This is a genomic window from Croceicoccus sp. Ery5 (assembly GCF_020985325.1).
Taxonomy (GTDB): domain Bacteria; phylum Pseudomonadota; class Alphaproteobacteria; order Sphingomonadales; family Sphingomonadaceae; genus Croceicoccus.
In genome coordinates this window covers 924,097-937,999 of the sequence record NZ_CP087587.1, presented here as the reverse complement: position 1 = coordinate 937,999, position 13,903 = coordinate 924,097, and the positions used below count along the sequence as shown (strand labels likewise).

The following is a 13,903-nucleotide window of genomic DNA, read 5'->3' as shown; positions in this document are numbered from 1 at the left end:
GCCCCTCCTCGGCCCAATGACCCCTCTCGACTGACATCAGTCTACGGCAGCGACCACCCTGTAGGAAAACGCTAATTTTCGATTTCAAATTAATAGCTTAGATCCGAGCAACTCACATGTGAGTTGCGGATCGAGAAGTGACATCAGATGACAATACTTGGCGACAGATGGTCAAATGGCTGCGAAACCCGCAGAAATCCTGGCATCCCAAACACCGGATCTCCGGGTACGGTGTGCCATCAAATTTCCCGTAACGGCCCCACGTGACCAGTCATTTCGGCAGTGCATTCTGAAGGATTTTCGAACGCATTTCCGAAGGATTTCCGCGCCCGCGCGGCGCAGGAGCGTCGTATGCCTGAAACAATCATACCTCAGCCTCTACTGCCGATCTCGCAATCGCAATTGCCTCTTCGAATCTGAGCCTCGTCGGCTGTCGGAGCCGAGCCAATTTGAACGCTTTGGAGAAATGCGCGAGAATATCTTCGTCTGATTTCTTCGAACGGATTCCGGGTAGCGCCAAACTCGCCAACTCAATCAATGGGATATCCCGGTGCGATCTCCAGTCGGATCTTGAGGGCCTTAGGGGTACGATGGTCTCCGGGCTCGAATGCTTGGAAAAAAGGACAAGGCGATCCCCATCGTGCGACCGTCGGCATTCGGCTGGTACCGCAGCAACGACCCTCTCCTGAATTATCCTTCCCGCCTTTTGCTTCCCGTGCGCGCGGGCGACCCGCTCGACAACTAAGTCTAGGTAGACAGGTCCTTCGAGTTCGATGACTTCCCCGACGATTGATTCCAGCCGTCGTTGATAGCCATCTTCATAAATCTGATCGCCATCGCCTTCGGGCACTGACAACTCGGAAAACTGGTACTCTTGCCCCACCTCGTGAAGGGGCAAACGATAAACCGCTCCAGGCGATTCCACGGACCGATCATTCGAGGTCTGCGGCTCATCTTGACCAGGCAAGGTGGCAAGCTGGTGAAGCCCCCTTCCTCGGCTTTCCACCAACCCGCGCGAATGGAGCGAGTTGCCGCGCGATGGAGAAAGTGCGTTATTAACAAGCTCCTCCCATTTCTCTTCGTGCGGCCTGAATGCAGCAGTTTCGCGGTCTGCAGGTGACAGTGGAAGGTGGTCAGGCAACGTCCGCTTCAGCTGGGCGTTGCTCCAGACCTGTCCATCCGACATCAACTGCAAAATCTCCGCCTGAACTTGGCCTTCAGTGACCCTGGTCGAGTTGCGATCCTTGTCCTCAGCAGGCGAATGCTGAGCAGCTTCATCATTCGTGGTGGCCTGGTTACCGTCACTAGTGTCAGCGGTTTCATCAGGCGCGAAAGTTTGCTCTGCGTCGTCACCTCCAGCTGCGTCAGTAGTACGCCAGGTACGTTGCTCAACATGTCGACTTGTCCACTCGTCGAAACCGCCAACTGGCTGAATGCCACGCTCGGATAAAAATCCGACCAGTTCCTCCAGGACTTGTCCTTGGTCCCTGACGAAACGAGATGCGAAGCATCTCCAGACCGTCCAACCAGCTCTTTCCAAAATACGCTGCCGGTTCATGTCGGCGGCCCAGCGATCAGGGCCGTGATATCTATCGCCGTCGCATTCAATGGCGACACGCCGGTCATTCTCGCCCTCGACGACGAGGTCGATCCTAAAGTCCCCTACCTTGACTTGGGTGTCGACCCTGTACCCTCTCTCGACCAACAAATCATACATCTCGCGCTCAAAATCGGACTCACACTTCTCCCGCCGATCCTTGGCCTCTTGGCCATCAGATGGGAACGGCATCCGGAAATGGTCCAGCAGCGCGCGGCGCAGCTGATCGGCATGTCCAAGGGCTTCTACGTCTACTGAGCGCACAAGATACGTTCGATCACATGCTCGCGAAAGGGCAACGTTGAAGCGTTGCTCAAATCGGACTCCTGACAGAGCGCTGCCGCCCGCTTGAGCAACCAAGGATATGAACATGATGTCTCGCTCATCACCCTGAAACGCTGTGGGATCGCCAACGCGTAGGTGGTGTTGCTCGATCACCTCTGGTCCGAGTTTTTGCTCGATCAGGCCATAAATGTGAGCTGCCTGCTTTTGACCCAATAGGGTTGTTACGCCGATTGTCCGCTTTGCCATCTTTGGGTCGGATGCGATTCTCTCAATTTCTTCGACGATGTAAGCCGCTTCGGGAGGATTTATGTCTCCCTGTCGATATCCGTCTTCAATTCGAACGTCGATCAAGGGAGGATCAAGTCGTTCTGAAGCAGTCGGAAGCCGCAGAGGATTCAGCCTATGATTGTAGAACTGCGCCTTGGAAAATTCGATGATGGGCGCGACGCAACGGAAATGTTCGGTAAGCATGATCGCCCCACCGGCGAAGACCACTTTGCCAAGATCGTACAGCGATTGTTCTTCGCGTAGCGAAGCCCGATAATCGGGGACTTGCCCAGAAAGGTGTCGTGCCGCGAGTTCATCTGCACGCGTCTGGTCGCGTCCGACAAGGTCTGGACTGACCTGTTTATCATCGCCAACGATTAGGATTGCCTTGGCGCGTAGTAGGGCGGGTAATGCCGCTACCGTCGATTGCGACGCTTCGTCAACGATCACGAGATCGAAGAGTCCCAAATCTGCTGGAAGGGACTCTGAAACCCGATAATGCGGCATAATCCAGCAAGGCAAAGCGCCCTTGGCGCGATCGGATGCCTCACGCGCTTGGCGCCTGTATCGGCCAGCACGTTTCCCAGTACCTCGTCCAATTCTACGAACCGCATCTGCATAGGCGGCAAGTGCCGCCTTGACCCCATCACTAGCCTTCTTGCTGAGTTCCAACCAGGTTCGCAGTTCAATCGAGCGTTCGTATGCTCGTTTGAGGAGAACCTCCTTCTCGCTGCGATCAGTGCCGAGTTCCCTGAGTCGGTGATGCTTGTCGTTCGTATCCAGCCACCTCTCTAGGCGACGAAGACGCCACCGGTTTTCCCAATCACCGGGTAGAAGTTCGTCCTCAACACCATTGACCGGATTGGACCTCAAGCGCTGAGCCCATTTTGATGCACCTGATTTCTCAACGAGGTCTGTTGCCTTCGAAACCTTCGCGAAAGCTTCGTGCTTCCCTTTTATTTCTCTCAGGCGCGTAATGAGCGAATTCCACGCTTCTGCCAGTGCATCGATTGAGATTTCCGGGCTGCCCAAACGCGTAGCTGCCAGGGCACGAAGCTCCGTGCTGATTTCGTATTCGCAAGGCTCGAGCTCGGAGAGGAGAGAGGTGCGCAAACCTTCTGCATCAGCCAATCGATATCGCAAAAGATGAGCATCGACGGCTTCAAGTAGGCTGTGAATGGCCTGCTGATCACCATCCCGCAGAGCAGGGAACGAAACAAATGTCGCATCGACTACTGCCCGGATCTTTCGGCGACTGGCTATCAATGCATTGGCAGCGTCGATATGGTCGAACTGACGTTTTGCGAGTTGCGCCACGCCCAACTCTTGCCCCTCCAGGCGATCACCGATCCCGCCAGCCACCACGTTGTTCCACGCTGCCTGAAATCGCCGAATTGAAGCCCGTGCTATGATAAATCGTTGAACGTCGCTCCAGTCCTCGGCGGCTGAAGCTGGTTCGCCCAACACAGTGACCTCACCCAGCTGAGCCTTGAGTTTCGAAGCGAATAACCCGCCAACGAGTCCGACTGCCGGTTTACCTTCGGCCTCTTTCTCGATGGCAACAAGAAACTTTGGATCGCCAAGTGCTTCTTCAGGCACGAAAACCGGTCTGGTCAGGAAGTATTGATACTCGGCTCCAAGCCTTAAAGCCTCTTCGCGCAGGCTCTCCAACGCGGTTAGACGGTCGTCCGGTTCGGTTTGCCCAAGACAAAGAAGCAGCTCGTTAGTCCATGCAAAGGGTGCCCCTGATACCCGTTGCTCCTCTGCAGATAGTGACTTCAGTTTTGCCGTCAGATCTCGCAGGCGCGAAACAGTGTCATCCCGGTCCGCTCGCAAAGCCGGAAGTTCGCCCTTGCTTATCCTCTCCCTTATCTGCTCGGCTTTAGACAGATCCTTGTGCGCATTTAGGAGCGCTTCAACTGTGGGAAGGCGTTCAAGGTCCGGAAGACGCGCGTTTATATAGACGAGGTCGTCGCCTACGACCCTCCGAGCCGTCCTGAGTTCGGCGATGTCGGAATCGGAAAACGCTGGATCGCAGGATGAAGACACATCGAGATCATCCGGCATCCAAGCTGTTAGTTCCGGCGAGGCTGCGACCAGCCGGGCGGCGCGAATTGGTTCGTAAGTGTCGCCATCCAGCGTGATTGGCGAAATTGCCGCGCGACCAATCTTGTCGACCTCTGTATCGATCAGCGCCAGTTGCCGGTGCAGCCTGTCAATCTGCTCGTCGAGATCATCGATCTCGTCCTGCAACTCGTGGCGCCGCAGGCGTTGGAGCTTTTCGGCGATGATATCGACGGATTCCTGAAACTGTTTGAGACCGTCCCGATCGCTTTCGAGCAGGCTCACCGCGAGCGGACGCACCGCTTCCGGTAGTTTGTCTCGCAAAACCTTCAGTGCGGGCGCCTTTTGCGATGTGACCAGGACGCGCTTACCGAGGGCAAGGTAGTGGCTAATGATATTTGCAATGGTGTGTGTCTTGCCAGTCCCCGGCGGCCCTTGAACAACTACACCAGGGCGCACTTCCAGGCGCTGTACCACTTCGACCTGTTCTCGGTTGAAAGGCAAAGGAAAGAACAGATCCTTCCCTTCACCTGTCGAGGTCGTTACACCGGGAATGCTGGAGATGCCGCGAAACTCGGGGTATTCCTCTTCGCTCACCGCATCGGCGGGCTCAACAAGCAGGGAGGCCACTGCGCTCGGCAGCTCCGGCGCCTCTTCCCCGTCTTCAAGAAGTGAGCGGAACCGGCGCAAATCTTCCATCAACTGCGTGGCACGACGCTCTCGCTGGAAGAATGCAAAGGCATCGCCAATGCGGAACTGTGGTTCGACCGAAGGGATGATCCCGGACTGCGGTGGATCCTGATCGGGAAGGTACACAGCGTCAGGGTCGAGCAAGGCAGCGGCTTGGCGAAGCGGCGGCGCAAACGTCTCCGAGGCGAATGGAGACAGGCTCTCTTCCTCCAGTTCGTCAAGAAACTTCTCGGTGGCAGAGCGCCATTGATCGAGCGCACCCAGCCCCATCTTGTCCAGAGCATCCAGTTCGAGGCCAGGATCGGCTTCCATGCGAGGCCTCACCTCAATTGCATGGGTCAACTCATTCAGGCTGATTTCCTGCGCTACAGTCAGCAAGGGGTACCGCAATCGCTTGCCGTCACGAAACAGCGTAGCGAAGCCGATGCCGCACGTAAGCTCAAGCGGGATATCGCTAACGCCTTCGAGTTGCTGGCGCAGCATGAACAGCGCATTATAGAGCGCGATTGTCGCGCGGCGAGGCGTCTCGGTCTCGACCCAACTCGCCCAGGCATTTTTCAGCCAATACTCGAAAAGGAGTTCGACCTCCTCGCGCTCGGCAAAGTGCTCGAACGAAACATGCTCGGGAGCATCTTCGGCCGCGATCAAGCCAGCCTCAACAAGGACGGCTCCTGCGACTTCGCTCTTTAGTCGCGGCTCGCTTTTTGGATCGTCGCGATAGGTCAACCAGACCGATAGCTCAGCGTCCTCCGGGGCTGGCGGCGCCTTCTTTGGCAACCGGTCGACACGCAACCATATCGGATCGTCATCACGGCCCACGTCGAGCGCGACGCCGGGCAACCCTTGAAGCTCAGCGCCGGTTTTCCGGAAGGCCTTGTGGTCCTGATAATCCAGCACGGTCTTCAGCTTGTCGCGCTCGGTGGCTTCGACGTAGTCGATCAGGTCAATCAGGCGATTGATTTCGGGTGCGACTGGAGCGTGCATCAGCCGTTCGCCCTTTCCTGATTGAGCCGGAACAGGCGCGCCAGAATCTCGTCGTCGGTCAGCAAACCGGCGCGGTAGTCGTCGCCCCAGCCGTAGGCTTCGGCAACCGCTTCATCGAGCGCGCGGTGGGCGTGGTCCAGCCATGCGGGGCGGGCATTGTAGAGGTTGGTGAGGGTGCGCTTCTTCAGCTCTCTCGCGGCGGCCTCGTCCTTTGGCAGGATGCGGTCGGGATAGCCTTCAACCACTTCGGGGACGCGCTCGACCAAGTCTGGCGGATTGAGCCAGTTCTCGCGCATTTCATTGAGCCGGGAAGCGGCTGTTGCGATGGCTTGCGCTCGCGGATCATCGGCATAATCGGCGGTCGGGACATCGGGCGTAAGTCCTACCGGGAAAGGGAAGGTCGCGAATACCGAGGTATGAGTATACCTTGGACGGTCTTGGAGGTCAGAACCCTTCCGCAGCGCCCAGAGCTCATGGAACCGGCACTGCAAAATACCAAAGGTCGTATCGTCATCACGCGGGATTACGATCAAGTTCTTGTCTGGCAGTATCGGCAGTTGGAGCCATACGAAGATCCGATACTGAGCAGTTTCTGGCGTGACGAGATATCGATCAACCGCATGGATCTTTGCCCGCATTTCTGGACGTGGCCAATGGGGTTCCCACCATCGTGGGCCCGCCCGATCGCCAAGCTCCGCGCGAAGCTCTGCAATTGTCTTTCCGTCCTCGTCATTGGTTGTTCGGATGTGTTCGAACGGGCTCGCGAATGCGGATGCGTCTGCTTCGCTAAGGCCGAGCGGTAGATCGATGAGCCAAAAATCCCTTGGACGCCCGGTTACATCATCTCCGTTCCAGTATGGCTTCAATATCTCGCTGTTAGGCAAACCATTGGGGTTTGTAGGCTCAGCCAACCATACTCTCGCCATCCCTCCCGGAACGTCGAAAGGACCACTCTTCTGGATCCCAAGATAGGCACCATTCCTGTTCTCGGGTACCGCACGCGCCAATGTTAGATTTAGTCCAGTGGTCAAATCCGGGTTGATTGAATCGACCTCCTGGCCGTTGAGATAGGCTGCCTGCCCACTGTCACCAAAACAAACGAGCGATACGTCGACTGCCGCGCCATCGATGGTCCATTTCTCTTCGCTCCACGCCTCGAAAATCCGCGAGTCATTTAGAATGCGCTTCATGACTGGAAGGTTCGTATTCTTTCGGATGGAGTTCGTGGCAACCAAGCCCGCTCGCTCACAGCGCCCTTCGGAAATTTTCTCTCTCGCCTTCTCAAACCAGTAACAGGCAAGGTCGGTGAAACCGGGCAATCGCCCTTCAAATGCAGCCCGAATTTCTTCCGTCTCTTTCACGCCCAGCAGACGCTTCATAAGCTTTGCGCCTAGGAAAGGTGGATTGCCGACAATTGCATTTGCATCCGGCCATTGTGTTTCCGCCCCATCGGGTGCCAAGATCGCATCTCTGCACTCGATGTTCCCAAGGCTGCGAAGGATCGGGTTTTTGGCGGCCTCAAACCCATTGCGGCGCATCCACTGGATTTCTCCAATCCAGACCGAGACTCGTGCTAGTTCTGCAGCGTAGGGATTGATTTCAATTCCCATGACGTTTTCCGGCCCGCTTGAGGGAAAGCGTGCAGCAAGCGCCGGTGAGAGCGCTTCGGCCTCAAGGTTCGTGCGATGCTCGATATCCTTGAGCGCCAGCAAAGAGAGATAGAGAAAATTGCCCGATCCGCAGGCGGGATCAAGGACGCGGAAATTTCGGAGCCGTTCGTGCCACTCAGCCTGATGGCGCTTGGCCTCGGTCTCTGCCCGCGTCCTCGCGCCGCCAGTGGCTTTTTCGGCCTTGGCCAACGCTTCCTCGATCTTTGCCCGAACCACATCCCATTCCGCCATTAGCGGGCGAATGATGACCGGCTCGACAATCTGCATGATCTTGTCGCGATCGGTGTAATGCGCACCCAACTGGCTGCGCTTGTCAGGGTCCAGCCCACGCTCAAACAACGTGCCGAGGATTGACGGATCAATCTCCGACCAGTCCAGAGCGGCGGCGGCAATCAGGTTGTCGATATCGGCGCGTTCGAGGGGCAAGGCGCTGTCTTCATCGAACAGGCCCCCATTGAACCATTCGACTCTAGTGAAGCCGACCAGTCCGCCGGTTTTCATTGCCCCGAACAGGATGGCTGCGTTGGTTGCGAAGCTATCCGGCTTCCCGACGCTGGCCTTGAGCATGGCAGTGAACATGTGGTCGGGCAGCAGGCCAACGTCCTCGGCGAACATGCAGAAGACGAGCCGATTGACAAAGTGGGCGACGGCATGGGCCTCATGCCCGCGCGCGCGCAGACGTTGGGCAAGCTGGGAGAATTCCTCTGCTGCCTCTTCGGTCAGCATCTGGCGCGTCTTTGCTGGCTTCAGCCGTTCAGGATCGAGGAAGCAATTGCGCAGGAGATCGCGGGTGGCGCCATCGAGCAGATCATCCAGCGCGAATTCGTGGACCTCCTGCACCGTGTTCGTCCAGTTGGTGTGGATGCGGAAGCGGTCCATGTCACTGACGATCAGCAGCGGCGGATTGTCGAGCGCGATGGCATATTGCTGCAATTGGGCGAATGCGCGGTCGAGGTCCTTCTTCTTGCCCTTGTATTCCCAGGCGAAGCATTCCTTGCGCCAGACATCTGCCCAGCCCTCGCCCCCGCCGGTTTTGGAAGCGCCCTTTTCAAAGGTGAACCATTCGCCCTTGGGGTCGGCGGTGATCGGGTCTTCGATGTCGAGCAGACGGCAAATGTCGTTAAAGTGCGACTGGGAAGCCGTACGCTCTTTCAGGTCAACGGCGCGCCATTTCTGGATAAATTCTGCAGGGGTCATGGGTAGTGGTTACTCCGCAGCCTCTAGCTCTTCTTCCGCGTAGTAATCCTCTTCGTCATGGTCGGATGGAACCTCGGCCTCTTTCAAAGCCTCCTTGCCCATCGCGTTTTCGATGATGGTCAACAGCCTCTGGCGCCGATCATCCATGAACCCCTCGAAGTCGTCGGCATGCAGATAGCTTTCCTCGATCTCGTGGCTCTGGAGGATCGCGGTCAGGCGATCGGGGGCAATCGCCGGATTGTTGTCATTACCCTTGGTCAACCTGCCCAGATAGGAGGAAGGGGCAACACCGCCGAGCATCCTGTTGGTGCCAGACGCAATCGGCGTCTTGTTGACGATGCTGTTGTAGATCTCCGGCCCAATCCCGACACTCTTGCACCACGTTTGCGGGAAGATGTGATGGATATCGACATTCTCGTCGAAGAACACCGCCTGGTCATAGGGCTGGCCCGATTTGAAGTCTTCCGCCCCGCATTTCATCAGCAGCGCATGAACACCTTTATAGGCTGCGGAAAGCCTTGAGCGAAGGGTCCGCAACCTGCGCTCCTCGAAGCTGGCTCGCTGAACAGTCTGAGGCTCGGCACCACCGGACAGCCAGGGCTTGAAGTCGCGAATGTCTAGCGCGAACCGGCTTTCCACCGCCGAACCATACAGTTCACCGAAAACGCCCGACCAGTACCAGCGAGCAAGCTTCTGCCGGACTGCGTCGTTTTCCCAAGTGTTCCCAAGCTCCGCCAGGATGGCAGCAAGGGGGACAAGCTGGGTCTGATAGGGAAGATCACGCGCCTTGAAGATCTTCAGCGAATGAAGAAACTTGGCCGCTGCAATGTAGCCAGCTTCGACCTTGGGCGCGAACTTCTGATAAGCCGAAAGTGGCACTTGGAGCAGACTATTGCGCGTGGCGCTGATGGCAGGCGGCTCTTTGCCTGCTGCGATGGCTGCCTCGCGCACTTCCTTAGTATGAAGCAAGGAGATTGCCTGGAGAAACTCGACGGGCTCAATCTTGTCTAGGACCGGCTGGGTCAAAACCAATCGCTTGCGGCGTTCTTTCCAGTCGTCGCGGAGATGGAATTCCTCTGCCGCATACATGGCTGTCACGAGCTCGAATGCATCGAGCGGTTTTCCGCCGGTATTCACCTTCTCAAATACGAGGCAGACCGCCGCTCTGCTCGTGTCTTTGCCCAGCTTGATCACGGGCACTTGATACTGGTCGAAGTTTCTAACCACGCCTTGCATGAAGGCATTGATCAGCTTCAAGTGTTCACTCCGCTGGTCCAGCTCCTTGTAAATCCAATCAATCGCGTTCGTTTGCCAATCCTGAGCGCCGAACATACGGTCGATCGGAAAATGCAGGTGTTCGAACTCGTTCTCCTCGGTGGAAAGGTCGAGCTTGATATCCCGGCCAAAATTCTCCCGAATGATCCGATCTTCGGGAACAGGCACGATGGCTTCACTGCGCGGGACATCGGGATCGAGCGCTGCGCGAATATCGAAGTAGAAATGCAGCTTGATCGGTCGCTTCTTCACAGTCTGGGTTGAGACTGGAACGGTTGTGTAGGTCGACTGGTAGAGCGAGGTCATACGCTGTTGGCCATCAAGCAGGTAAGCCTCGATGTCCTTGGAGGGAGAGGGCGCGCCCTCAACGGGACGAACCGCAAACGACACCTCGCCAGTTGCATCCAAGGTCATGAGCGCACCCACTGGGAAGCCCTCAGAAATCGAAGCCAAGAGGTCTGTGATGCGATCCTGGTCCCAAACCCAACCACGCTGAAAATCTGGTAGCTGAAGTTTGCCTTCATGGCATTCGCGCATGAGGTCGCTGAGCTTATACGGGTTAGTCTGAAATGACGTCGTCAAGATTGCCCCCTTGCGATCTGATTAGCGGTTGTTTGAATTGATAAAGAAGTATTTAGCAAGAATGTAATTGGCATAATTTGCCCTCGATTTTGCCCATTGTGATGATCAACGGTTGGTTTGGCTCCATCAATTCTCACACTCACGCTTCCAAAAGCTTCAGTGCAGCAGCGCTGGCGCGGGTCGATAATGCTTCGGCAATTGGCGCGACAGCATCCTCAGGCGGATTGCCGGGCACCTGAACGCCCTTCTCAATTTCCTCCGTCACTGCGTCAGCAAGGTCACTCACCCTGCGGCGAATGTACGGAGCACCTAGCCCTGCTTCGTCCGCGAACCTCGCCACGCATTTGCTGTCAAATTCTTCGAGGGTCGCCGCGTTACCAAATCTCATTGCGAGCTTGGGGGAGAGCTCCTTCCACATATGCGTGGCGACAAGATCGTAGAGCGGGGCAAGCACCACCTCGCCGTTTTCCCGGCGCAGCAGACTGTAGTTCTTAGCGTGGGCATCGGCGTTGCCGATGATGAGATTGAAGATCGCCGCGTCGGCGAGCTTCAGCACTTCGCGCGCTGGCCGCGTCGCAGCGCTGCGCAACAGCGCGAAGCTATCGCGGAAAGTCGGCCCGCCCTCCGCCGCGTATTTGCGGTTTGAGGGGACGCTTAGTGCCTGAGCGAAGTCTTCCTGATGCAAGCGTTTCGTTTTTCCCTCGACCGACATCCGGTCATAGCGTTCGACCAGCAGCAACGGCTTCCCAGCCACCTCGCGCCACTCTGCAGTGGCAGCATCAATGCCCGCCGCGCGCGCCAGTGCGAGGCAGAAGGCCTCATTCGCAGCTAATCCGGCAAAGCGATCCGGTTCAGGCTTGATCAGGTGCGTGGATGGTTCTCCAAGGCGAGGGATCGCAATGCCACCGTCCGCAGTGACCAGCACTGGCAGTTTGCTCTGTGCGCCTGCAAGGCTGAGCCTCGCGCCGCCCTCGCCTGCCAGCATGGGCACAGCTGGCAACCGATCGAGCAGTTTCGCTAGCTCGCCCTCTTGGAGTGGTTCTGGAGTGGTCTCGGAGCAGTCCTGGAGCGGTTCTTCGTGTTTGGGCAGGAAGGCTAGAGCACCGGCAACATCTCCGCCCAAGGCCTCAAGCAGGCGAAAAGGATTGTCGGGCGAAACTCCAAGTGCCCGAGCGATAGCGGTGCGCTGGCTTTCTTCGGGAAGCAGCCCACCAAAAACGGCCTTGCACGCATGGTCCTTAAACGACTCTTGCTTCTTAGGCATCGCATGGGAAAGCGCCGGGGCAGTTTCATCAGCCAGCCATTCAGGCGTATATGCGAAATGCATCGCGCCACCTTTGTCGATCCAGAGTTCGCCTGCCTTGCGCTTGTCCCACCAGACCATAAGCGTATCCAGAATTGGCAGCGTCACTCCGCCTCATCCTTCTTGGGCGCGACCGCTCGACCCGCTATCACGATCCCGTCAGGCCGCTTGATTTGCAATTCACAACCAAGTGCGGCGAGAACATCGAGCACTTTGCCCATCTGGACGGTTACCTTCCCTCGCTCCAGTTCAACGAGGAAGCGCAAGCCGACGCCGCTTGCAGCAGCCAACTCGTCCTGTCGCAGACCAAGCTCCTTGCGTTCATCGCGAATGATTTGGCCAATAGTGGCAACATTGAGCATGAGCATCACCTTTCCCGAACGGGAAATCTATGCGGACAGTGTATCAATTTCAAGATAATTTTCCCGAAAGGGATATTTGGTGCTCGAAGAGCGGCTATGGAGGCCGCGCTTTCCCGTGCGGGACATATTCTACGTCTCCAAAATTTTGTGATACTCAGCCAAAAGTTACCCAAAAACGGAGGCTCAAATCGCAATTCAGCGAAGTCGGGGAACAATTGTGGTAAATTGCCCTCGAAACGCTTCCCATTTCCGTTAAACAACAAGCCGTTGCATCAGCCCACTTGCCACCTCCGTCTCCGCCATTTTCCGACCATTGCCGGCATGCTCCGCTTCCTCATGCGAAGACGCGGGTGAAGATCAGTGCAAGGCTGGTCACGATTCCCATGGCCGGTACGATCGCGGGAAAGCATCGCACGCCTTGGGGCGCGGGTTCGCCGCGGGCCTTGATCACCAGCAGCGCGGCGCAGGCGGCGGTAAAGATCAGCAACATCAACAGGCTGGTGCCCGCCGCAAGCTGTTCGGTGGGAAAGGCCAGTGCCAGCAGGGCGACGACCGCCCCGCTAAGGATTGTCGCCAGAACCGGCGTCGCTGTGCGCGGATGTATGCGCGCAAGCCACGACGGAGCCGCCCCGCGGCGCACGCCAAGGTCGTAGATGACGCGCGATGCCATCACGATCTGCGCCAGCGCGCCGTTCAGGATCGTCACCAGCCCGATCAGCGCCAGCAGATCGGCCGGGCCGTCATGCGCCGCCAGAATATCGCTGAGCGGTGCGCCGCTGTCGCGCAGGGTTTCGGGCGGAACGGCCGATACCGCGATGGCCGAGACCAGCAGATACAGCACCAGCGCCCCTGCCAGCGAAACGACGATGGCAAAAGGGATCGCACGCTTCGGGTCGCGCGCTTCCTCTGCCAAGGTCGCCAGATCCTCGAACCCGATAAAGGCATAGAATGACAGCACCGCGCCTGCCATCACGCTGCCTGCCAGCGGTAAAGCCGGGGCATGGTTCAGCGCGGCACCGAAAGCGGCTGGGAAATGCGCAAGTTCGCCGCCCAGAAACCCGATCACCAGCAGCAGGCCGCCGATTTCCAGCGCCGTGGTCAACGCCATGAACCATGCCGCCTGCTTCACCCCCATCGCGGCCACCGCGGTCAGCACGCCCGCGACCAGCGGCACCACCAGCGCGTCGGGCAAGGCCACGAAGACGGACAGATATCCGGCAAATCCCGTGGTAATCGTCGCGGCCGATACCAGCCCCGTCAGGATCAGCGCCCAGCCGGTGATGCCGGTCAGCCAGCGCCGGTTGAAACCGCGCGCGATATAGGCCGCAGAACCGCCGCTTTCGGGGATGCGCGCGCTCAGCTCGGCATAGGACAGGCCGGTGAATCCCGCCGCGACAGCCGCCGCCAGAAAGGCCAGCGGCGCCAGCGCCCCCGCCTCGCCCGCGACCTTGCCGACCACGACGTAAATGCCCGCGCCAAGGATCGTGCCGATGCCGTAAACGGCCAGCATCCCGCGCGACAGTGCCGGTTTCAATGCAGTTTCGCGATTGGCCATACCGTCCGCATTCCCCTTGTTGCCGGTGCGCATGCGTCACCCGCCCACCACCAATACGACCTTTCGCCGATG

General features: G+C 57.8%; 6 protein-coding genes. All 6 read right to left on the bottom strand.

Annotated features, from left to right (window positions below; all coding sequences use genetic code 11):
* Window positions 1-364 precede the first annotated feature (364 nt).
* The gene (locus tag LOZ74_RS04425; RefSeq protein ID WP_230293066.1) at window positions 365-5,887 is read right to left on the bottom strand and encodes a DUF3320 domain-containing protein; all 5,523 of its coding nucleotides are present in this window, start codon (window positions 5,885-5,887) and stop codon (window positions 365-367) included.
* Entirely contained in the window at window positions 5,887-8,754 is a 2,868-nt protein-coding gene (locus LOZ74_RS04420; RefSeq protein ID WP_047822153.1) for a DNA methyltransferase, read from the bottom strand. Before LOZ74_RS04420 ends, LOZ74_RS04425 begins: the two co-directional genes overlap by 1 nt.
* A gap of 9 nt (window positions 8,755-8,763) precedes the next feature.
* Window positions 8,764-10,611, bottom strand: a complete 1,848-nt coding sequence (locus tag LOZ74_RS04415; protein WP_230293065.1) for a DUF262 domain-containing protein — start codon at window positions 10,609-10,611, stop codon at window positions 8,764-8,766.
* A gap of 139 nt (window positions 10,612-10,750) precedes the next feature.
* On the bottom strand, window positions 10,751-12,022 hold the full coding sequence (locus LOZ74_RS04410) for a type II toxin-antitoxin system HipA family toxin (protein ID WP_230293064.1): 1,272 nt from the start codon (window positions 12,020-12,022) through the stop codon (window positions 10,751-10,753).
* A complete protein-coding gene (locus LOZ74_RS04405) occupies window positions 12,019-12,282 on the bottom strand; it encodes a type II toxin-antitoxin system Y4mF family antitoxin (protein ID WP_370301330.1) in 264 nt (87 codons plus the stop codon). The genes LOZ74_RS04410 and LOZ74_RS04405 overlap by 4 nt, the downstream gene beginning before the upstream one ends.
* Before the next feature lie 328 nt (window positions 12,283-12,610).
* Window positions 12,611-13,831 carry an APC family permease gene (locus tag LOZ74_RS04400; protein WP_230293063.1) on the bottom strand — a complete coding sequence of 407 codons (1,221 nt, stop codon included), beginning with the start codon at window positions 13,829-13,831 and terminating at the stop codon, window positions 12,611-12,613.
* Between the last annotated feature and the right edge of the window lie 72 nt (window positions 13,832-13,903).